The following is a 21,422-nucleotide window of genomic DNA, read 5'->3' as shown; positions in this document are numbered from 1 at the left end:
CGCCGCGCACAGGGGATGATCTCGGCGCCGCGCGGTCGCCCTTCCCAAACCCGCGATGCTGCGTGTAAACGCGAGCCTCAACGACATTCCGACCATCGCGCTCGCCCGCGGAACCCCATCGGGGGACCGTGCGGGATCGGGCGCGCGTCCGTGACAGAAGGCCGAGCATGCCCAAGCGCACCGATATCTCCTCGATCCTGATCGTCGGTGCGGGACCGATCATCATCGGGCAGGCCTGCGAGTTCGACTATTCGGGCACCCAGGCCTGCAAGGCGCTGCGCGAGGAAGGCTACCGGATCGTCCTCGTCAACTCGAATCCCGCGACCATCATGACCGACCCGGACATGGCGGACGCGACCTATGTCGAGCCGATCACTCCGGAGGTCGTCGCCAAGATCATCGAGAAGGAGCGTCCTGACGCGATCCTGCCGACCATGGGCGGCCAGACCGCGCTGAACTGCGCGCTCTCGCTGCAGAAGATGGGCGTGCTGGAGAAGTTCGGCGTGCAGATGATCGGCGCGACCGCCGAGGCCATCGACAAGGCCGAGGACCGCAGCCTCTTCCGCGACGCCATGACCAAGATTGGTCTGGAGACCCCGAAATCGGCGCTCGCCAACGCCTCCGCGGCCAAGAAGGCCGACCGCGAGAAGTACCTCGCCGAGGTGGCCCGCATCGAGGCGGCCAACAGCGATCCTGAGGCGCGCCGGGCCGCGCTCACCGCCTTCGAGAACAAGTGGGCGTCCGCCGAGTCCGAGCGGCGCAAGCGCTACGGCGAGCACGCGCTCGGTCAGGCGCTCATCGCGCTGGCCGAGGTCGGGCTCCCGGCGATCATCCGCCCCTCCTTCACGATGGGCGGCACGGGCGGCGGCATCGCCTACAACCGCGAGGAGTTCCTCGACATCGTGGAGCGCGGCATCGATGCCTCGCCCACGAACGAGGTGCTGATCGAGGAGAGCGTACTCGGCTGGAAGGAGTACGAGATGGAGGTCGTTCGCGACAAGAACGACAACTGCATCATCGTCTGCTCCATCGAGAACATCGACCCGATGGGTGTCCATACCGGCGACTCGATCACGGTCGCGCCCGCGCTGACGCTCACCGACAAGGAATACCAGGTGATGCGCGACGCCTCGCTCGCGGTGCTGCGCGAGATCGGCGTCGAGACCGGCGGCTCGAACGTGCAGTTCGCGATCAACCCCGAGAACGGGCGCATGATCGTGATCGAGATGAACCCGCGCGTCTCACGGTCCTCGGCGCTCGCCTCCAAGGCGACCGGCTTCCCGATCGCGAAGGTCGCCGCCAAGCTCGCGGTCGGCTACACGCTGGACGAGATCGCCAACGACATCACGGGCGGGGCGACGCCGGCCTCGTTCGAGCCCACGATCGACTACGTCGTCACCAAGATCCCGCGCTTCGCCTTCGAGAAGTTCCCGGGCGCCGAGCCGACGCTGACCACCGCCATGAAGTCGGTGGGCGAGGCCATGGCGATCGGGCGCTGCTTCGCCGAATCCCTGCAGAAGGCGCTCCGCTCCCTGGAGACGGGCCTCACCGGCCTCGACGACATCGAGATAGAGGGGCTGGGCAAGGGCGACGACCACAACGCCATCAAGGCCGCGCTCGGCACGCCGACCCCGGACCGCCTGCTGAAGGTCGGCCAGGCGCTGCGCCTCGGCGTCAGCCACGAGGAGGTGCACGCCTCCTGCAAGATCGATCCGTGGTTCCTGGAGCAGCTCCAGGGCATCATCGACTTGGAGAACCGGGTGAAGGCCCACGGCCTGCCCGGCACCGCGGGCGCCTTCCGCCAGCTCAAGGCGGCGGGCTTCTCCGACGCGCGCCTCGCGGTGCTGGCCGGCCTTGAGGAGGCGGAGGTGCGTGATAAGCGCCGCGCGCTCGGCGTGCGCCCGGTCTTCAAGCGCATCGACACCTGCGCGGCCGAGTTCAAGTCGCCGACCGCCTACATGTACTCGACCTACGTGGCGCCGTTCGCCGGAACGGTCGTGGACGAGGCGCTGCCCTCGGACAAGAAGAAGGTCATCATCCTGGGCGGCGGGCCGAACCGGATCGGCCAGGGCATCGAGTTCGACTATTGCTGCTGCCACGCCTGCTTCGCTCTGAGCGACGCCGGCTACGAGACCATCATGGTCAACTGCAACCCGGAGACGGTCTCGACCGACTACGACACCTCGGACCGGCTCTACTTCGAGCCGCTGACCGCCGAGGACGTGCTGGAGATCATCGAGACCGAGCGGCAGGCGGGCACGCTGCACGGCGTGATCGTGCAGTTCGGCGGCCAGACACCGCTCAAGCTCGCGCGCGCCCTGGAGGCGGCCGGCGTGCCGATCCTCGGCACCTCGCCGGACGCGATCGACCTCGCCGAGGACCGCGACCAGTTCAAGCGGCTCCTCGACAAGCTCGGCATGAAGCAGCCGAAGAACGGCATCGCCTACTCGGTCGAGCAGAGCCGGCTGGTCGCCGCCGACCTCGGCCTGCCCTTCGTGGTTCGCCCGAGCTACGTGCTCGGCGGGCGCGCCATGGCGATCATCCGCGACGAGACGCAGTTCGCCGACTACCTGCTCGACACGCTGCCGAGCCTGATTCCCTCCGAGGTCAAGGCCCGCTACCCGAACGACAAGACCGGCCAGATCAACACGGTGCTGGGCAAGAACCCGCTCCTGTTCGACCGCTACCTCTCGGACGCGGTCGAGGTTGACGTGGACGCGGTCTGCGACGGCCAGGACGTCTTCATCGCCGGCATCATGGAGCACATCGAGGAGGCGGGCATCCACTCCGGCGACTCGGCCTGCTCGCTGCCGCCGCGCTCGCTCTCGCCGGAGATCATGGCCGAGCTGGAGCGCCAGACCAAGGCGATGGCGCTGGCCCTGAAGGTCGGCGGCCTGATGAACGTGCAGTACGCGATCAAGGACGGCACGATCTACGTGCTGGAGGTGAACCCCCGCGCCTCCCGCACGGTGCCCTTCGTCGCCAAGGTGATCGGCGAGCCGATCGCCAAGATAGCCGCGCGCGTGATGGCGGGCGAACCGCTGGCCAGCTTCGGCCTCAAGCCGAAGGTGCTGCAGCACATCGCCGTGAAGGAGGCCGTGTTCCCCTTCGCGCGCTTCCCCGGCGTCGACGTGCTCCTCGGACCGGAGATGCGCTCGACCGGCGAGGTGATCGGTTTGGATGCCGGCTTCGGGGTCGCCTTCGCCAAGAGCCAGCTCGGCTCCGGCACGCAGGTGCCGAAGGCCGGCGCGGTCTTCGTCTCGGTGCGCGACGGCGACAAGGAGCGGATCCTGCCGGCCGTGCGCCTCCTGAAGGATCTCGGCTTCACCGTGCTGGCGACCAGCGGCACCCAGCGCTTCCTCGTCGAGAACGGCGTGCCGACCGAGCGCATCAACAAGGTGCTGGAAGGCCGCCCGCACGTGGTGGACGCCATCAAGAACGGCGAGATCCAGCTCGTGTTCAACACCACCGAAGGGGCCGGCGCGCTCTCCGACTCCCGGTCGCTGCGCCGGGCGGCCCTCTTGCATAAAGTGCCGTACTACACCACTCTAGCCGGCGCGATGGCCGCGGCCGAAGGGATCCGTGCCTACCTCGAAGGCGATCTCAAGGTCCGCGCCCTGCAGGAATATTTCGCGGCCTGAAGCTCCGGCTCGCCGGCCGCGAACAGCCGATCCGACCTCTGGCCCGGAGGGAGCGACACCGCTCCCGTCCGGGCCTATTCATTGTGGCGTGAGACGATGAGCATAGACAAGGTTCCGATCACGACCCGCGGCTACGCAGCCCTCGAGGAAGAGCTGAAGCACCGCCAGCAGGTCGAGCGCCAGCGCATCATCCAGGCGATCTCCGAGGCCCGTGCTCTCGGCGACCTGTCGGAGAACGCCGAATACCACGCCGCCAAGGAGGCGCAGTCCCACAACGAGGGGCGTGTGATGGAACTCGAGAGCATGATCGCGCGCGCCGAGATCATCGACGTGACGAAGCTCTCCGGCAGCAAGATCAAGTTCGGCGCCACCGTGCAGCTCGTGGACGAGGACACGGAGGAGAAGAAGACCTACCAGATCGTGGGCGAGCCGGAGGCCGACGTGCGCTCGGGCCGCGTCTCGATCACCTCGCCGATCGCCCGCGCGCTGATCGGCAAGGGCGTGGGCGACACCGTCGAGGTCACGACGCCCGGCGGCGGCAAGTCCTACGAGGTCGTCGCCGTCCGGTACGGCGGCTGAGCGGGCGATGGCGGGATCTACCCTGAGGCGATTCGCGGCGCTCGTCGCGGGCTCGGTCGCGCTCGGCCTGAGCCTGCTCGCGCCGGTCAACGCGCAGCCTGGCGCCGATGCGGGCCAGTGGACGCCCGCCTTCTCGGACGTGCAGGTCGACGTGCGCCCGCTTCTGGCCCAGGGCGGCGGCCTGCCGGCCGAGGCCCTTCGGGCGGATCTCACGGCTGCACTGCGGCGCAGCCTCGCCGACCGTATCGGCGGGCGCGGCCCGCGCCTCGTGGTGCGGATCACCGGCCTGTCGCAGCGCGCCTATGTGGGCGGCAATGTCGGGCGCGGCGGCCTCGGCGGCGGCAACCAGAGCGACTATCTCGACGGCGAAGCCCTCTTGGTCGATCGCGGGGGCACCGTGATCGCTCGCCACCCGCAGCTCACCGCAATGCCGTCGAGCTACGGCGGAGCGTGGTACGACCCGGCCAACGAGCGGCGCCGGATTGCGGTCATCGCCGACATCTACGCCCAGTGGCTGGGCCGCGAGCTGCCCGGCCGGTGACAGTTCAGCTGGAAACCGAGGCGGTGAGCGGCGCGCTCGCCGGCACGTACGCCTGGATCGTCACGGACGGCAAGGCCGGAGACGAGAACCAGTGCGTCGGCATCGCGGAGACGCTGGGCCTCGCCTACGAGCTGCGCCGCGTGCCCGCCAACGGTGTCTTCGGCTGGACCGCGCCCTGGGGGCCGATCGACCCGCGCCAGGGACCGCATCGCCGGAAAGGCGCGCTGGCCGGCCCCTTCCCGGACATCGTGATCGCCTCCGGGCGCAGGTCCGTGCCCTACATGCGGGCGGTGCGCCGCGCCACGGAGGGGCGCACCTTCACGGCCTTCCTGAAGGATCCGCGCACGGGCCAGGACAGCGCCGACTTCATCTGGGTGCCGGACTACGACGACCTGCGCGGCGAGAACGTCTTCACCACGCTGACCGCCCCCCACCTCGTCACCGCGGCGCGGATCGCGGCGGCGCGTGCCGAGCCCGACCCGCGGCTCGCCGGGTTGGAGCGCCCGCGCGCGGCCGTGCTGATCGGCGGCGACAGCCGGCACCTCAGCTACCGCAAGGCCGACATGCTGCGGCTGACGAACGACCTGCGCAAGCTCGCGGGGAGCGGCTGCCGCCTGATGGTCACGGTCTCGCGCCGGACGCCGAACCCGCTCCGGGATTCTGTGAAGGCGCTCGCCCACGAGACCGGCGGATTCCTCTGGGACGGCACGGGCCGCAACCCCTACGTCGCCATGCTGGCGCTCGCCGACGCGATTGTTGTGACCTCGGACTCGGCCAACATGGTGAGCGAGGCGGTGAGCACCGGCGCGCCGGTCCTGCTCTTCGACCTACCGCGCACCTATATCCGGCACAGGCGGATGTTCGCCGGCCTCGCGATCGCCGGGGCGCTGAAGCCCTTCACCGGGCGTTTGGAGGCGCTGAGCTACAAGCCGATCGACGCGACCCCGGTGATCGCGGCGGCGCTCGCGCGCCGCTACGCGGAGCATCGGTCGGCGCGACCGGCGGCATGAGGTAGGCTGGCGCGAACCGGCCCGCCGCAGACTTCGAGGACTCTCATGGCCCATACCCACGCCAAGCTCGTGATCATCGGCTCCGGCCCGGCCGGCTACACGGCGGCGATCTACGCGGCCCGCGCCATGGTGGAGCCGCTGCTGATCTCGGGCTTCCAGCCCGGCGGCCAGCTGATGATCACGACCGACGTCGAGAACTATCCGGGCTTCGCCGAGGCCATCCAGGGCCCCTGGCTGATGGAGCAGATGCGCGCCCAGGCCGAGCATGTCGGCACGCGGATCGTCTCGGAGTACATCACCGCGGTCGATCTCAAGACCCGGCCGTTCCGCCTCGTGGCCGATTCCGGCGAGACCTATTCCTGCGACGCGCTGATCATCGCGACCGGCGCCCAGGCGAAGTGGCTGGGGCTGCCCTCCGAGGCGAAGTACCAGGGCAGCGGCGTCTCGGCCTGCGCCACCTGCGACGGCTTCTTCTTCCGGGGCAAGGAGGTAACGGTCGTCGGCGGCGGCAACACCGCGGTCGAGGAGGCGCTGTACCTCGCCAACATCGCCAAGCGGGTGACGGTGGTCCACCGCCGCGACGGATTCCGCGCCGAGCGCATCCTGCAGGAGCGTCTGTTCAAGCACCCGAACGTCGAGGTGGTCTGGAACCACGCGGTCGAGGAGGTCTGCGGCACCGAGAAGCCTGCCCCCACCGTGACCCATCTGCGCCTGAAGGATGTCACCACGGGCGCGATCCGCGAGCACCGAACGGACGGCCTGTTCGTAGCGATCGGCCACCAGCCCGCCACCGCGATCTTCGAGGGCCAGCTCCCGATGCGGCAGGGGGGCTACCTCACGGTGCGGCCCGGCACGACCGAGACCGAGATTCCGGGCGTCTACGCGGCAGGTGATGTGACCGACGACGTCTACCGGCAGGCGATCACCGCGGCCGGCATGGGCTGCATGGCGGCCCTGGAGGCCGAGAAGTTCCTGGCGAACCTTGAGATCGGCGAGAAGCCGCAGCAGGCCGCGGCCGAGTGATGCGCGCCCGGCGGGACTCGCCCTGTCCCGCCGTCCACCGGATTTGTGCCGCAACCCACAAAAACCTGCCTGCACGCCTTGCGCGGATCCGCGTCCTGCACGCATGAGTTATGTGCTGGCGACAGGGCCGCACCGCGGCCCTGCGGCACCGGCATGGGCGCGGTCGGCCGACCGTGCCGCTCGCGTTGCTGGATTGGGACCGCGCCGTCGCGCGGGCGTTCTGGGCTGGTGGGGGCTGCTCGCCGTGGATTGGGACAAGATCCGGATCTTCCTCAACGTCGCCGAGGCGGGAAGCTTCACGAAGGCGGGCGACGATATCGGCCTCAGCCAGTCCGCGGTGAGCCGCCAGATCAGCGCCCTGGAGCGCGAGTTGAAGGCGCCGCTGTTCCACCGGCACGCCCGCGGACTGATCCTCACCGAGCAGGGCGACCTGCTGTTCCGCGCCGCGCGCGACATGAAGCTGAGGCTGGAGAACACGAAGGCCCGTCTCGTCGAGACGAGCGAGCGTCCCTCCGGCGACCTCAAGGTGACGACCACGGTCGGCCTCGGCTCGGCTTGGCTCTCACAGCGGGTCGCCGAGTTCCTCGACCTCTACCCGGACGTCCGCATCGAGCTGATCCTGACCAACGAGGAACTCGACCTCGCCATGCGCGAGGCCGACATCGCCATCCGCATGCGCCGGCCCGCCCAGCCCGACCTGATCCAGCGCCGGCTCTTCACGGTGCACTACCACGCCTTCGCGAGCCCGGATTACATCAAGCGCTTCGGCGAGCCGAAAACCTTCGAGGATCTCGACAACCATCGCCTTGTCTCGTTCGGCGGCAACGAGCCTTCCTACCTGCTGGCCGCCCACTACCTGGCCGATATCGGGCGCGAGGGCCGCGAGCGCCGTCCGGTGCACTTTACTGTCAACAACGTAGCGGCACTGCAGAAGGCGATGGAGACGGGCTGCGGGATCGGCATTCTGCCGGACTACGCGGTGGATGGCGGCGACGCCCTGACCCAGGTGCTGCGCGACAGCGAGATGCCGACGCTCGACAGCTACCTCGTCTACGCCGAGGAGATGCGGACCGTGGCGCGCGTGCAGGCATTCCGGGACTTCCTCGTCACGAAGGCCCAGCGCTGGACGTATTGATCCTGCGGCTCTCCCGCGCCCACTGGAGAGAAGCGGGAGAGCCCGCGCGTCACACGAACAGCCGCTCCTTCTCCAGCCCCTTGTAGAGGCCGGCGACCTGCTCGCCGTAGCCGTTGTAGATCAGCGTCGGCACGCGCTGGTCGGTGCCGAGCACGCGCTCACTCGCCTGACTCCAGCGCGGGTGCGGCACGGCCGGATTCACGTTCGCCCAGAAGCCGTACTCGGAGGATTGCAGGCCCTCCCAGAAGGTCTTGGGCCGTTCGGCCACGAACGAGACCTTGGTGATCGACTTGATCGACTTGAAACCGTACTTCCACGGCAGGGCGATCCGGATCGGCGCACCGAACTGCTTCGGCAGCGGCTTGCCGTATACGCCCGTGACCACGAAGGCGAGATCGTTGCCGGCCTCCGCCAGCGTCAGCCCCTCGACATAGGGCCAGGGGTAGAAGAACGCGCGCTGGCCCGGCGCCATCGCCTTGTCGAGGAAGGTCTCGAAGCGGACGTATTTCGCCCCGGAGGTCGGGTTCGCGAGCGCCAGGAGCTTCGCCAGCGGAAATCCTGTCCAGGGCACGGCCATCGACCACGCCTCGACGCAGCGGTGCCGGTAGAGCCGCTCCTCGAGACCCACCTTCCGGATCAGGTCATCGACACCGATCTCGAAGGGCTTCTCCACGAGGCCGTCGACCTTGACGGTCCAGGGGCTCGTCTTCAGGGCCTCGGCGGCCGGCATCACGGTCTTCGAGGTGCCGAACTCATAGAAGTTGTTGTAGTCGCCGCTGTAGCGCTCCGGCGTCACCGCACGGTCGAGCGTGTAGGCCCCGTTGCGCGGCGCCGGATAGGGGCCGCCCTCGGCCGCGACTCCGGGCCGGCCGGCGAGCATAGTGCCGGCCGCGAGGCCCGCGGCGCCGCCGAGCAGAGCGCGGCGGTTCAGGAAGACCGATTCGGGCGTGGCGCGGCTCTCGGGGATCTCCCAGCCGCGGCTCTGCTTGATCAACATGGGGCACGTCCTCCGCGATACCTCGCCCCGGGACATCGCGCCCCGGAGGGCGCGGGACAAGCCGGGGATCGGGGGCCCATTCGTCGCGGAGGACGCGCGGGTTACGCGGCCGGAACGTCGTCGCGCAGGGCCCGGCGCAGCACCTTGCCGACATTGGTCTTCGGAAGGGCCTGCCGGATCACCACCTGGCGCGGCACCTTGTAGCCGGTGAGCTGCGAGCGCGCGTAGGCGCGGATCGCCTCGACCGTCAGCGACGGGTCGCGCAGCACCACGTGGGCCACCACCATCTCACCCGCATCCGGGCAGGTCGCGCCGACCACCGCGCATTCGAGGATGCCGGGATGGAGCGCCAGGACGTCCTCCACCTCGTTCGGGTAGACGTTGAACCCGGAGACCAGGATCATGTCCTTCATCCGGTCCACGATCCGGACCTGCCCGTCCGGCTGCATCACCGCGACGTCGCCGGTGCGGAAGAAACCGTCCGGCGTCGTTACCTTGGCGGTCTCGTCCGGGCGGTTCCAGTAGCCCTTCATCACCTGGGGCCCGCGCACGCAGAGCTCACCGGGCACGCCGAAGGGCACCGGCATCCCGTCGGCGTCGCGGATCGAGACATCGGTCGAGGGTACGGGGAAGCCGATCGTGCCGCTCCACTCTGGCAGTCCGTAAGGATTCACGCAGACCACCGGCGAGGTCTCCGACAGGCCGTAGCCCTCCACGATCGTGGATCCGGTGATCTCCTTCCAGCGCGTGGCTACCGATTTCTGCACCGCCATACCGCCGCCTACGACGTAATCCAGCTGCGAGAAGTCGAGCAGTGGGAAGCGGGGGTGATTGTTCAGAAGGTTGAACAGAGTGTTCACGCCCGACATGTGCGTGAAGCGGTGCTTCGACAACGTTTTCACGAAGCCGTCCGCGTCGCGCGGATTCGGGATCAGCAGGCAGGTGCCCCCAGAACGGATGAAGAACAGGAAGCAGCAGGTCAGCGCGAAGATGTGGTAGAGCGGCAGCGCCGTCACCATCACGCGCACCGGGGCGTCCGGATCGGTCGCCCGCAGCCAAGTCTGGCTCTGCACCACGTTGGCCAGCACGTTCCGGTGGGTCAGCATCGCGGCCTTGGCGACCCCCGTGGTGCCGCCGGTATATTGCAGGAACGCGAGATCGCCCTGCGCCACAGATACCGACCGCAACGGCCGGCCGCGGCCGGCCTTCAGCGCCGCGGTGAAGCGGGTAGCGAGCCCCTGAGGCAGGGCATAGGCCGGCACCGCCTTCTTGATATGGCGCGCCGCGAGGTTGATCAGCGCGCCCTTGGGCCCCAGCCCGTCCCCGGGGCCTGCGATCACCACCCGATCGACGGAGAGGTTCGGCAGCGCCTGCGCGACCGTGTGGGCGAAGTTCTCCAGCACCACGAGGGTGCGGGCGCCCGAATCGTTGAGCTGAGCGGCGAGTTCCCGCGGCGTGTAGAGCGGGTTGACGTTGACGACCGTCGCGCCCGTCAGCAGCGTGCCGAACAACGCCACCGGGTAGGCCGGGACGTTCGGCATCATGATGGCGACCCGGTCGCCCTTGGCGATCCCCTGCCCTTGGAGCCACGTGGCGAACGCGCGGGCGAGCGCGCCGAGCTGGGCGTAGCTCAGCGAGATGCCGAAGCAGATCACCGCCGTGCGGTCGGCAAAACGCGCCGTGCTCGCCTCGAACATGTCGACGAGCGTGCCGAGCCCGTCCACCTCGATCTCCGCCGGCATGTCGGCCGGATATGATGCGAGCCACGGCTTGACGGCTCTCTGTTCCTCGATCACGGCGTACTCCCTGAACCGCGGCTTCGTGCCGGCCGCGCTGTCTTCAAGATCGCTCCCCTTGCTGGCGAAAGTGGGCGATATGCCGGCCGCGAACAAGCTGCGGCGCGGGGCGGCTTGGGACAGAGCGGGGGAAGCGTCGGCCGGCGCTCAGGGGGCCCGGACGGCGAGCACCGCGACGAGCGCCAGAGCCAGGACCAGCGAGACGAGCTTCCAGAACAGGACCGGGTTTCGCTCCAGCAGCGCCGCATTGCGGACGCCGGCGAGCGACGGATTCGGGTGTCGCAGGTCGTAGGTGAAGGCCGAGAGCGCCTCGTAGCGGAGCGCCGGGTTCGGGTGGACCGCCTTGCGCAGGGCCCCATCGACCCAGACGGGCAGGCCCGGCCGCGCGGCCGAGAGCGGGACGTAGCGCAGCCGGCGCGCCCGCGCCTCGGTGAGCGCGCGGGCGGCCTCTGCCCCATAGGGCAGCTGCCCGGTCAGCATCTGGTAGGCGACGACACCGAGCGAGAATACGTCGGAAGCCGGCGTTCCGGGCTGGCCCGCGAGGTATTCGGGGGCGCTGTACTGCTGGGTCCCGAGCACCTGCTCCTCGGGCGCGGTCTCGGCCACGCCCGCAACCCGGGTCGAGCCGAAATCGATGATCCGCACGGTGCCGTCGGCGTCGATCAGGACGTTCTGCGGACGTAGGTCCTGGTGCACCATCTCGCGCCGGTGAAAGGCCTGCAGCCCGCGGGCGATCTGCTCGACGAGGCCGCGCACCGTCTCGAGGTCGGGCGCCGAGTTGTCGCGCATCCACTGCGCCAGCGTGCATCCCTCCACGTAATCCATCGCCGCGTAGAGGTGGCTGCGCCGGCGGGCCTGGGGTTGCGCCTTCAGCACGTGCGGGCTGTCGATGCGCCGGGCGATCCACTCCTCCATCACGAGCCGGCGGAGCTGCGCGGGGTCGTCGCGCGCCTCGGTGGACGGAACCTTGAGGGCGATCGTCGCGCCGGTCTCCACATCCTCCGCGAGGTAGACGTGGCTGCGGTGGCTCGCGTGGAGCGCGCGCAGCACACGGTAGCCGTCGAAGGTCGTCGGCGGATCGAGCAGGGGCGCCGGTGTCAGATCCTCGACGCGCCCGGCGAGATCGAGCGGACCGGCCTCGGGTGCTGCCTCGATACGCACGATCTGCACGGTGAGGTTGTCGTCGCTGCCGGCCTCGTAGGCATGTCTGACGATTTCGCGCGCAGCCCTGTCCAGATCGGCGGCATGTCGCGCGATCAGGCCGGTCTGTGTCTCGGGCGAGACGTGCTCGTGCACGCCGTCCGTCGTCATCACGAAGACGTCGCCCGGCTCGGTCCGCACGCTGGCGTGGTCGATCTCGACATGGGCGCCCGCGCCGAGCGCCCGGCCGAGATAGGATTCGTGCTCGGAGAGGACGAGGCGATGGTCCTCGGTGAGCTGCTCCAGGGAGCGGCCCGCGACCCGGCAGATCCGCGCGTCGCCGACGTGGAAGACGTGGGCCGTGCGTCCCTTGAGGACGAGGGCGCTGAAGGTGGTGACGTAGCCGCGGTCGCGCTCGTGCCGGCTGCGCCGCGTCTCGGCGTGGAGCCAGGAATTGGCCGCCGCGATCACGCGCTGCGCGGCGCTCTTCACCGACCACGTGTCGGGCGTGTCGTAGTAGTCGGTGAGGAAGCTCTTGACCGCCGTCTCGCTGGCGACGTGGCTCACTGCGCTGCTGCCGATCCCGTCGGCGATGGCGAGGGCCGCGCCTTTGAGCGCCAGCGCCGGCTGCTCGGGGATGAGTGCCCCGTGAAAGTCCTGGTTGGCGTCCTTGCGGCCCGCCTCGCTGTACTGGCCGAGGGCGAGCCTGAGATCGTTCGGCATGCTGGCGGTCGCGCGCGAGGGTACCCGTGCCCTTGCGGCGCGGGCCCCCGTCGGGTCAAGCGCGGATCAGGCGGCGAGGCGGCGCGCCTCGCCCGGGACGGCGCGCTTGGGCGCGGTGCGGACGTGGGTGGTGTAGAGGGTCAGGCCCGTGAAGGCGAGGCCGCCCACGAGGTTGCCGAGCACGGTCGGGATCTCGTTCCAGAAGAAGTAGTCGCCGATCGAGAAGTTGCCGCCCATCATCAGACCGAAGGGGAACAGGAACATGTTCACCACCGAGTGCTCGAAGGTCATGTAGAAGAACACCATGATGGGCATCCACATGGCGATGACCTTGCCGCTCACCGTGGTCGAGATCATCGCGCCGACGACACCGGTCGAGACCATCCAGTTGCACAGCATGCCGCGCATGAAGATCGTGAACCAGCCGCCGACGCCGTGCGCCGCGTAGCCGACGGTGCGGCGCTCGCCGACATGGGCGATGAACTCGCCGACCTTGTCGGCCGGCGCGGTGAAGCCGAAGGTGAAGACGAAGGCCATCATGAAGGCGACCGTCAGCGCGCCCATGAAGTTGCCCAGGAAGACGAAGCCCCAGTTGCGCAGCACGCCGCCGACGGTCACGCCCGGCCGGCGATCGAGGAGCGCGAGGGGCGCCAGCACGAACACGCCGGTGAGCAGGTCGAAGCCCAGCAGGTAGAGCATGCAGAAGCCGACCGGGAACAGGGCGGCGCCGAGGATCGGGATGCCGGTCTGCTGCGTGATGGTGACGGCGAAGACCGCCGCGAGCGCCAGGATCGCGCCGGCCATGTAGGCGCGGATCACGGTGTCGCGGGTCGACATGAAGATCTTGGATTCTCCGGCGTCGACCATCTTGGTGACGAATTCGGAGGGCGCGAGGTAAGCCATACGGGTTTCCTTGTGGCGGCCGGAAATTCGAGAGGTTCGCGATCGACCCCGCCTGGATGTCAGGGCGTCTCCGGTCCGACGTGCTGTGCGACGGGGCGGGGCTGCCCGCTCCGGTCGGCCGCGCAAATGCAAGAAGCGAGCCTGTCGTCGGCCGATGCTCCGCCTGGGGAGCCGAGGCGCGACGGCATCGCAGGACGCGGCATCGGACGTCGCCACGTCAGCTGCGATGCCGGCAGCGTCCAGGAAGCGTGATCCGGGCCACGATACGAACCGAGGCGGGGCCTCTGAAGGCTGGGATGTTCCTGAGGATCGAGCCGCTTGGCGGCATTTGCTTCTTCGGGCTCCGGATCACCTTCCATTCCCGTCCCTGGCGTCCCGGCGGCAGGCTACCCGCAGCTTCGAGGCCACCATCGATGGGCCCGACGTCACATCGGCCGCAGGCGGTCCTTGAGCGCGGTTCTGCGCGCCGGTTCGGGCCGGACCGTGCGGAACAGGCAGACGAGGGCGTGCGGCAGGGTCGCGGCAAGGACGACGAGGCCGGCCCGGAGAGCCTCCTCGGCCGTGAAGGGCCGCCGTGGCCAAGGTCCGATGCCGGCCTCCCGGGCGAACCCGAGAATCGCGGCGCCGAGCCACAGGGCGAGGAAGCTCAGAGCCGCGGTCACGAGGATGCGCCGAAGGCGCCGCCCAAACCTCTCCGGGGCGCGGCGCCGTAGCGTCGCCAGCGCGATCGGCAGGCCCATGGCGAGACCGAACACCAGGGCCGCGACCGCCGACCCGATGGCGTAGGCGCCCCAGAGCGGCGTGTTGGTGAGGAAGGCCATGCTGCCGCTGCCGAAGCCGGCACGCAGCACGAGGCCGCCGAAGGTCGGGTAGAGCGAGACGATGAGCAGAGCCGCGAGTCCGGCGAGGCCGAGCAGCCCCCGCCGGACCGGCGAGGCCGGCCCGGGAGCGGCGACCGCGCAGACGATCCGCACGAGCCCGTAGACGAGGGCGAAGGCGAAGAGCGGGTAGCGGTCGAGGAAGAAGCCGTAGACGAAAGGCTCGACGGGCGCCGGCAGGGCCGAGCGCTGGCTGAGGCCCGTGGCCGCCACGAGCGCCAGGGCGGCGAGCGCCGTCGCGACGGGGGGGGCGGCCAGAAGAATGGGTGCTCCGCGCATGACTCGGGTACTCTACAGGTCCGCAGGGCAGGACACGAACCCGTGTCATACCCCCTCACCCCGTTGCGGGGGAGGGAAAGAAGCGGGGCAGCCCCGCTCTCAGGCCCTAGCGCCCCTCGTAATTGTCACGCACCAGACGGTCGAGCAGGCGCACGCCCCAGCCGGCGCCCCAGCTGCGGTTGATCTCGTTCGGGGTCGAAGACATGCCGACGCCCGCGATGTCGAGATGCGCCCAGGGCGTGTCGTTGACGTAGCGCTTGATGAAGGCCGCCGCCGTGGCCGCGCCTCCGTGCCGCCCGCCGGTGTTCTTCATGTCGGCGAATTTCGAGTCGATCGCCTTGTCGTAGGCCGGGATCAGCGGCATCCGCCAGACCTTCTCGGCGGTCGCCTCGCCGGCCGCCGTGATCTTGGCGGCAAGGTCGTCGTCGTTCGAGAACAGGCCGGCGATGTCCTGGCCAAGCGCCACGATGATCGCGCCGGTGAGCGTGGCGAGGTCGATGATCGCCTTCGGCTTCTCGGTCTGCTGCACGTGCCAGATCACGTCCGCCAGGACGAGACGGCCCTCCGCATCGGTGTTGATGACCTCGATGGTCTGGCCCGACATGGAGGTGACGATGTCGGACGGCCGGTAGGAGGCACCGTCCGGCATGTTCTCGACGATGCCGATGGCGCCGACCACGTTCACCTTGGCCTTGCGGGCGGCGAGCGCGTGGAGCGTGCCGACCACGGCGGCGGCCCCACCCATGTCGCCCTTCATGTCCTCCATGCCGCCGGCCGACTTGATCGAGACGCCGCCGGAATCGAACACCACGCCCTTGCCGATCAGCGCCAGCGGCGCCTCGCCCGGCCGGCCGCCGTTCCAGCGCATCATCACGACGCGCGGCTCGCGGACCGAGCCCTGCGCCACCGCGAGCAGGGCGCCGAAATTCAGTTCGCGCAGGCGCGCCGGCTCCAGAACCTCGACCGCGACGCCGAGCTTGGCAAGCTCCGCGGCGCGGGCCGCGAACTCGGCCGGCGAGAGCACGTTCGGCGGCTCGTTGATCAGATCGCGGGCGAGCGTGACGCCCTCGGCGACCGCGCGGGTCTCGCCCGCTGCCGTCTCCGCCTCGGCGTGGCCCGCCAGCATCAGGGTGAGCGTCGAGCCGGTCTTGTCCTCGGCGTCGGGCTTCTTCTTCGTCTTGTAGCGGTCGAATGTGTAGGCCCGCAGGCGCGCGCCGAGGGCGAAGTCGGCGGCGTCGCGCGCGGAGAGAGCGGCGCCCGGCCAGTCGAGCACCACGCGGGCGGTGCGGCCCGAGACCTTGCCGGCCGTGAAGCCCCCGAGCACCGGCCACTCGATCTTGGCCCGGTCCTTGTCGGAGCCGAGCCCCACCACGACCAGCCGGTCGGCTTCGACGCCGGCCGGCGCCGGCAGGGAGAGCGCGGTCAGATGGCGGCCCCGGAACTGCTCGGAGGCGGCGGCCCGCGCCACGAGGTCGGCGCCGGCCGTGCCCAGAACCTCGCGGGCGGCCTGGCCCAGCGCGAGGTCGTCGCCGACGAACACGACGAGGTCGCCCCCGCCGGCCCGGCTCACCGGAGCGAAGGTGATGGTGATGCCGTCCGCCATGTGGTTGCTTTCCGAGCTTGGCTGCTGTTCCTGGCACGGGGCCGGCCCCGCGCGGGAGCGTCCCTGCGTTGTCCGCCCTGTGTAGCCGCTGAGGCGGAGAACGCAACGCGGCGCAGATGCTCTTGAAACCGCCTCACTTCGCGCGCCATGCCGGTGGCGCGAGCCGGCAAAGGAAGGTCTAGGGGCGAGCGGACGCGATGACCCAGATCGAGCGCTACATCTTCCGCATCGCGCTCGGCGCCTGCCTCGCCTGCCTGATCGGGCTCACCGGCACGATCTGGGTGACGCAGGCGCTGCGCGAGCTGGACCTGATCACAGCGAAGGGGCAGACGCTCCTGATCTTCCTGTTCGTAACCGGGCTGTCGCTGCCGACGCTGGTGGTGGTGATCGCCCCGATGGCGCTGTTCATCGCGGTGATCTACGCCTTGAACCGGCTCAACGGTGATTCCGAGCTGATCGTGATGTCGGCGGCGGGCATGAAGCCGCGGGCGATCCTGCGCCCCTTCCTCACGCTCGCGCTGTTGGTGAGCTTCCTGGTCGGCTTCCTGACGATCGTGGTCATGCCAGCGAGCTTCCAGGAGCTGCGCGACGTGATCACGCGGGTGCGCGGCGACTTCATCGCGAACGTCGTCAAGGAGGGGCAGTTCACCAGCCTCGACAACGGGTTGACCTTCCACTTCCGCGAGCGCGGGCAGAACGGCACCCTGCTTGGTCTGTTCATCCAGGACGCGCGCGAGGCCGGCAAGAACAAGGTCTACCTCGCCGAGCGTGGCAACGCGGTCGAGGTCGACGGCCAGAGCTACCTCGCGCTCGAGAAGGGCAGCGTGCACCAGCAGCAGAAGGACAGCCGCGATTCCTCGATCCTGACCTTCGAGCGCTACACGATCGACCTCGCCGCCTTCGCGCCGCCCGATTCCGAGGTGGTCTACAAGCCGCGCGAGCGCTCGACCACGCAGCTCCTCTTCCCCGACCGTGACGAGGTCTACTTCAAGATCCAGAAGGGCCGCTTCCGGGCCGAGCTTCACGACCGGCTCTCCTCCTGGCTCTATCCCCTCGCGCTCGCCTTCATCGCCTTCGCGGCGCTGGGCGACCCGCGCACCACCCGCTCGGGGCGTGGCGTGGCGGTGGCCGGAGCGGTGCTGGCGGTGGTGCTCCTCAGGATCGCCGGCTTCGCCGCCGTCAGCGCGGCCGCCCGCAGTCAGGCCGCGGTCGCGGCCGTCTATGCGGTGCCGCTGGCCGCGATCGGGCTATCGGCCCTGGTGATCTTCCACGGACCGAAGGTCCGGGCCTTCAACGCGCGGCTCGCCGCGCTCGTTCGGGGACTCGCTCCGCGCGTCCCCCGCCTCGCGCGGGGCTAGACCAGCGTGCTGATCGGCCGGACACTCGGGCTCTACTTCGCCAAGCGCTTCGCCCGCACGGTGCTGGGCGTGTTCCTCACCGTCTTCGCCCTCGTCTACACGCTCGACTTCGTGGAGCTTCTGCGCCGCGCGGGCGACGCGGAGGGCGCCTCGGCCGGGCTGATGGCGCAGCTCTCGCTCTACCGCACCCCCGCCGTCGCCGAGGGCGTGCTGCCCTTCGCGGTGCTGTTCGGATCGATGGCCGCCCTGCTCCAGCTCTCGCGCAAGCTGGAGCTGGTGGTGGCGCGCGCGGCCGGCATCTCCGCCTGGCAGTTCCTGCAGCCGGGCGTCTTCGTGGCCCTCGCGATCGGCAGCCTCGCGATCGGAATCTACAACCCGGTCTCTGCCGCCCTGAAGCAGCGCTCGACCGAGATCGAGGCGAAGATCTTCGCCAAGTCGACCAAGGCCGGCTCCGGCAAGGCGCTCTACATGCGCCAGAAGAGCGTCGACGGCTCGGCCATCATCCGGGCCGAGACGGCCATCGAGGGCACCACGACGCTGGCGGGCGTGCAGGTCTTCACCTTCGACGACGACGGCGGCTTCGTCTCCCAGATCGTCGCGGCCCGCGCCGCGCTCCACGACGGGTGGTGGGAACTCACCGATGTGCGCCGTCTCACATCCGAGTCGCCGCCGGAGAGCTTCGGCACCTACCTGATCGCCTCGACCCTCGATCCCGGGCAGGTCCGGCAGCGCTTCACACCCCCGGAATCTGTGCCTTTCTGGCAACTTCCGGACACGATCGCCCGCACCGAACGGGCTGGCCTCGACGCTACGCGCTATCGCCTTCAGTACGACGTCCTCTGGGCGCGCCCGGTCCTGTTCGTGGCCATGGTGCTCGTCGCCGCAACCGTTTCCTTACGGTTTTTCCGCTTTGGTGGGGTCGGGAAGCTCGTCCTCGGGGGAGTCGCGGCGGGCTTCGCGCTCTACGTCGCCCGGCAGGTCATGGAGGGTCTCGGAGCTGCGGGTATCGTAGCCGCGCCAGTGGCGGCGTGGCTGCCGGCCGTGGTAGGAAGCCTTCTCGGTACGCTCACGCTTCTGTACCAGGAAGACGGCTGAACCCCGCTCGCCCGAGCGGGCCTCGGGAGGCGGTTTTGGTTGGGTTCGTGACGACGGACGTCACCGGAGTTGGGACAGGCGTTGCGTAAGGTCTCCGACATCGCGCGGATCGCCGGATTGCTGGCGCTGCTGACGGGCTCTGCCCTCGCGGCGACCCCGGCGCTCGCCCAATCGGGATCCGCCGCGAACCCGCTCGCCAAGAAGGCCGAGGGGAAGCCGGGCGACAAGCTGCTCGTCGAGGCCGACGAGCTGATCTACGACAACGACAAGAACACGGTGACGGCGAAGGGCAACGCCGAGCTGCACTACGGCCCGCGCACCCTCCAGGCCGACCGCGTGCGCTACGACCGCGGCTCGTCCCGCGTCTTCGCCGAGGGCAATGTCCGCCTGACCGACCAGGACGGCGCCGTCGTCACCGGCGAACGGATGGAGCTGACGGACGACTTCAAGACCGGCTTCATCGATAGCTTGCGCATCCAGCAATCGGTGCAGCGCCGCGGCGAGACCGTGCGCACGCGCTTCTCGGCGCCGCGCGCCGAGCGCATCGAGGGCGAACAGACCCGCTTCGACTACGGCACCTACACGGCCTGCGAGCCGTGCAAGGACAACCCGGAGGTGCCGCCGCTCTGGCAGGTGCGCGCCGCCAAGATCGTTCACAACAACGAGACCCACACGGTCTATTTCGAGGAATCGACGCTCGAGATCGCCGGCATCCCGGTCGCCTACCTGCCCTATTTCGAGGCGCCGGATCCGACGGTGAAGCGCAAGAGCGGCTTCCTGACGCCGCGCTTCATCACCTCGACGGCGGTCGGCACCGGCGCCTCAGTGCCGTACTTCTTCAACCTCGCGCCGGACTACGACCTCACGGTCTCGCCCGCCTTCCTGAGCCGCCAGGGCGTGCTCGGACAGGCCGAGTACCGGCAGCGCTTCGACAACGGCAGCCTCAACCTCAGGCTCTCCGGCATCTTCCAGACGACGCCCTCGGCCTTCCTGCCGGGGCCGCTGGGCGCGGGCGACCGCGACTTCCGCGGCTCGATCGAGAGCCGGGGCCGCTTCTACATCAACGACCGCTGGCGCACCGGCTGGGATCTCGTCGGCGTCACCGACAAGTGGTTCCTCGACAACTACCGGATCCGCAACCAGAACATCACGACCGACTACTTCCGCGAGGCCGTCTCGACCGCCTACCTGATCGGCCAGGGCGACCGCTCGTGGTTCGAGGCGCGGGGCTACTACTTCAAGGGCCTGTCGAGCTTCGACTGGCAGAAGGAGCAGCCGATCGTCGCGCCGGTGATCGACTACGACAAGCGGATCAACGGTCCGGGCGAGATCGGCGGCGAGGTGCGCTTCGAGGCGAACATCACCAGCCTGACCCGCGAGGCGACCGACTTCCAGGGCCTGCCGCGGACCTCGGCCTACCTGTTCAGCCCGAGCGTCAACGGGATCAGCTACCCGCTCTACGAGACCTGCTCGACCTTCAACCAGGCCTCATGCCTGATCCGGGGCCTTGCCGGCACGAACACGCGCGCCTCCGCCATGGCCTCCTGGCGGCGCAGCTTCATCGACGATGCGGGCCAGGTCTTCACGCCGTTCACGTATCTCAGGGCGGACGCGTTCTTCACCAATCCGAGCCTGTCGGGCTACCAGAACGCCCTGGTGCCGACGATCGCCAACGTCGGCGAGGGCTTCAACGGCCGCGTGATCCCGGCGGTCGGCCTCGACTACCGCTACCCCTTCGTCAGCGATTTCGGGCCGCTCGGCGTCCACACGATCGAGCCGATCGCCCAGATCATCGCGCGACCCTCCGAGACCCGGATCGGCCGCCTGCCGAACGAGGACGCGCAGAGCCTCGTCTTCGACGACACCTCGCTGTTCGAGTGGGACAAGTTCTCGGGCTACGACCGCGCCGAGGGCGGCGTGCGGGCCAATCTCGGCGGCCAGTACTCGGTGGTGACGGCCTCGGGCTGGTACACGAACGTGATGTTCGGCGAGTCGATCCAGGTTGCGGGCGTGAACTCGTTCCGCCGCGGGGATCTGGCGAATGTCGGCCTCGAATCGGGCCTGGAGACCCGCCGCTCCGACTTCGTCGGACGGTTCCAGGTCTCTCCGAACCAGAACATCTCGTTCATCAGCCGGGCGCGCTTCGACCAGGCCGACTTCAAGGTCAACCGCTTCGAGGCGGGCGTGACCGCGCGCTTCGCGCCCTTCCTGCCGCTGACGCTCTCGACCTTCTACTCCTACTACGAGGCACAGCCGCTGCTCGGCTTCAGTCATCGCCGCGAGGGCGTGACCGCGAGCGCGACCTACAACATCACGCCGAACTGGTTCCTCACCGGCTCCGCGCTGGTGGACCTGACCCACTACCTCGACACCCGCGACCTCTACGCGACCGCGCTGGCGAGCTACTTCGCCAATCCGACCGGCACCCTGCCGGTCTACCAGAACCCGGGTCGGTTCTACCTCTCGGGCCTGAGCCTCGGCGGCGGCTATCAGGACGAGTGCACCACCGTCTCGCTCAATTACATCGTCTCGCCGATCGCCACCGCGCTCGGCACGCGCGAGCGCAACCAGACCGTGCTGCTGCGCGTCGAGTTGAAGACGCTCGGCGAGGCTGACCTGCGCCAGAACGTCGGCACCGTCACGACCAACGACGGCATCGCCTCCGTGCGCTGAGCCCGCGACTTGCGCGCGGGCCGGATTCCCTTAGATCGCCCGCAAGAG

Annotated in this window: 15 protein-coding genes; 9 read left to right on the top strand and 6 right to left on the bottom strand. The window is 69.4% G+C overall.

All coding sequences use genetic code 11. The annotated features are described in order from the left end of the window. Nucleotides 1-167: 167 nt before the first annotated feature. The 6 genes from carB (at nt 168) to DK427_RS10245 (ending at nt 7,929) form a co-directional block, all read left to right on the top strand. Nucleotides 168-3,641: a carbamoyl-phosphate synthase large subunit gene (gene carB / locus DK427_RS10270; RefSeq protein ID WP_109951172.1), complete on the top strand. Its 3,474-nt coding sequence runs from the start codon at nt 168-170 to the stop codon at nt 3,639-3,641. A gap of 102 nt (nt 3,642-3,743) precedes the next feature. Further along, nucleotides 3,744-4,220: a transcription elongation factor GreA gene (gene greA / locus DK427_RS10265; RefSeq protein ID WP_197430725.1), complete on the top strand. Its 477-nt coding sequence runs from the start codon at nt 3,744-3,746 to the stop codon at nt 4,218-4,220. Between the two features lie 7 nt (nt 4,221-4,227). Further along, the gene (locus tag DK427_RS10260) at nt 4,228-4,761 is read left to right on the top strand and encodes a hypothetical protein (RefSeq protein ID WP_109951171.1); all 534 of its coding nucleotides are present in this window, start codon (nt 4,228-4,230) and stop codon (nt 4,759-4,761) included. After that, entirely contained in the window at nt 4,758-5,771 is a 1,014-nt protein-coding gene (locus tag DK427_RS10255; RefSeq protein WP_245930875.1) for a mitochondrial fission ELM1 family protein, read from the top strand. Before DK427_RS10260 ends, DK427_RS10255 begins: the two co-directional genes overlap by 4 nt. A 45-nt stretch (nt 5,772-5,816) precedes the next feature. After that, nucleotides 5,817-6,794 carry a thioredoxin-disulfide reductase gene (trxB, locus tag DK427_RS10250; RefSeq protein ID WP_109951169.1) on the top strand — a complete coding sequence of 326 codons (978 nt, stop codon included), beginning with the start codon at nt 5,817-5,819 and terminating at the stop codon, nt 6,792-6,794. Nucleotides 6,795-7,038: 244 nt separating this feature from the next. After that, entirely contained in the window at nt 7,039-7,929 is an 891-nt protein-coding gene (locus tag DK427_RS10245) for a LysR family transcriptional regulator (RefSeq protein ID WP_109954096.1), read from the top strand. A 49-nt stretch (nt 7,930-7,978) separates the two neighbouring features. Here the strand turns inward: DK427_RS10245 and msrP are convergent, their stop codons facing one another. From msrP to DK427_RS10215, 6 genes are all read right to left on the bottom strand, one after another. Then, nucleotides 7,979-8,926: a protein-methionine-sulfoxide reductase catalytic subunit MsrP gene (msrP, locus tag DK427_RS10240; protein ID WP_109951168.1), complete on the bottom strand. Its 948-nt coding sequence runs from the start codon at nt 8,924-8,926 to the stop codon at nt 7,979-7,981. A 101-nt stretch (nt 8,927-9,027) separates the two neighbouring features. Further along, nucleotides 9,028-10,722 (bottom strand): AMP-binding protein, encoded by a 1,695-nt coding sequence (locus tag DK427_RS10235; protein WP_109951167.1) that lies wholly within the window; start codon nt 10,720-10,722, stop codon nt 9,028-9,030. 147 nt (nt 10,723-10,869) lie between these two features. After that, nucleotides 10,870-12,585 (bottom strand): bifunctional protein-serine/threonine kinase/phosphatase, encoded by a 1,716-nt coding sequence (locus DK427_RS10230; protein WP_109951166.1) that lies wholly within the window; start codon nt 12,583-12,585, stop codon nt 10,870-10,872. A gap of 66 nt (nt 12,586-12,651) precedes the next feature. After that, nucleotides 12,652-13,488 carry a formate/nitrite transporter family protein gene (locus DK427_RS10225; protein ID WP_109951165.1) on the bottom strand — a complete coding sequence of 279 codons (837 nt, stop codon included), beginning with the start codon at nt 13,486-13,488 and terminating at the stop codon, nt 12,652-12,654. Between the two features lie 425 nt (nt 13,489-13,913). Beyond that, nucleotides 13,914-14,645, bottom strand: a complete 732-nt coding sequence (locus DK427_RS10220; protein ID WP_204165299.1) for a hypothetical protein — start codon at nt 14,643-14,645, stop codon at nt 13,914-13,916. Between the two features lie 106 nt (nt 14,646-14,751). After that, nucleotides 14,752-16,248, bottom strand: a complete 1,497-nt coding sequence (locus tag DK427_RS10215; RefSeq protein WP_109951164.1) for a leucyl aminopeptidase — start codon at nt 16,246-16,248, stop codon at nt 14,752-14,754. Nucleotides 16,249-16,445: 197 nt separating this feature from the next. On the opposite strand from DK427_RS10215, the gene lptF reads away from it, so the two are divergent. From lptF to DK427_RS10200, 3 genes are all read left to right on the top strand, one after another. Continuing rightward, complete coding sequence (lptF, locus tag DK427_RS10210) at nt 16,446-17,606, top strand: LPS export ABC transporter permease LptF (protein ID WP_109951163.1); 1,161 nt, start codon at nt 16,446-16,448, stop codon at nt 17,604-17,606. 6 nt (nt 17,607-17,612) lie between these two features. Beyond that, nucleotides 17,613-18,701 carry an LPS export ABC transporter permease LptG gene (gene lptG, locus DK427_RS10205; RefSeq protein WP_109951162.1) on the top strand — a complete coding sequence of 363 codons (1,089 nt, stop codon included), beginning with the start codon at nt 17,613-17,615 and terminating at the stop codon, nt 18,699-18,701. A gap of 81 nt (nt 18,702-18,782) precedes the next feature. Further along, nucleotides 18,783-21,374, top strand: coding sequence for an LPS-assembly protein LptD (locus tag DK427_RS10200; RefSeq protein WP_109951161.1), 2,592 nt, complete (start codon nt 18,783-18,785; stop codon nt 21,372-21,374). The last annotated feature ends 48 nt before the right edge of the window (nt 21,375-21,422 follow it).

This window comes from Methylobacterium radiodurans (genome assembly GCF_003173735.1).
Lineage (GTDB): Bacteria > Pseudomonadota > Alphaproteobacteria > Rhizobiales > Beijerinckiaceae > Methylobacterium > Methylobacterium radiodurans.
Note: the sequence above shows the minus strand (reverse complement) of the source record. Positions and strands in the feature narration are given on the sequence as shown.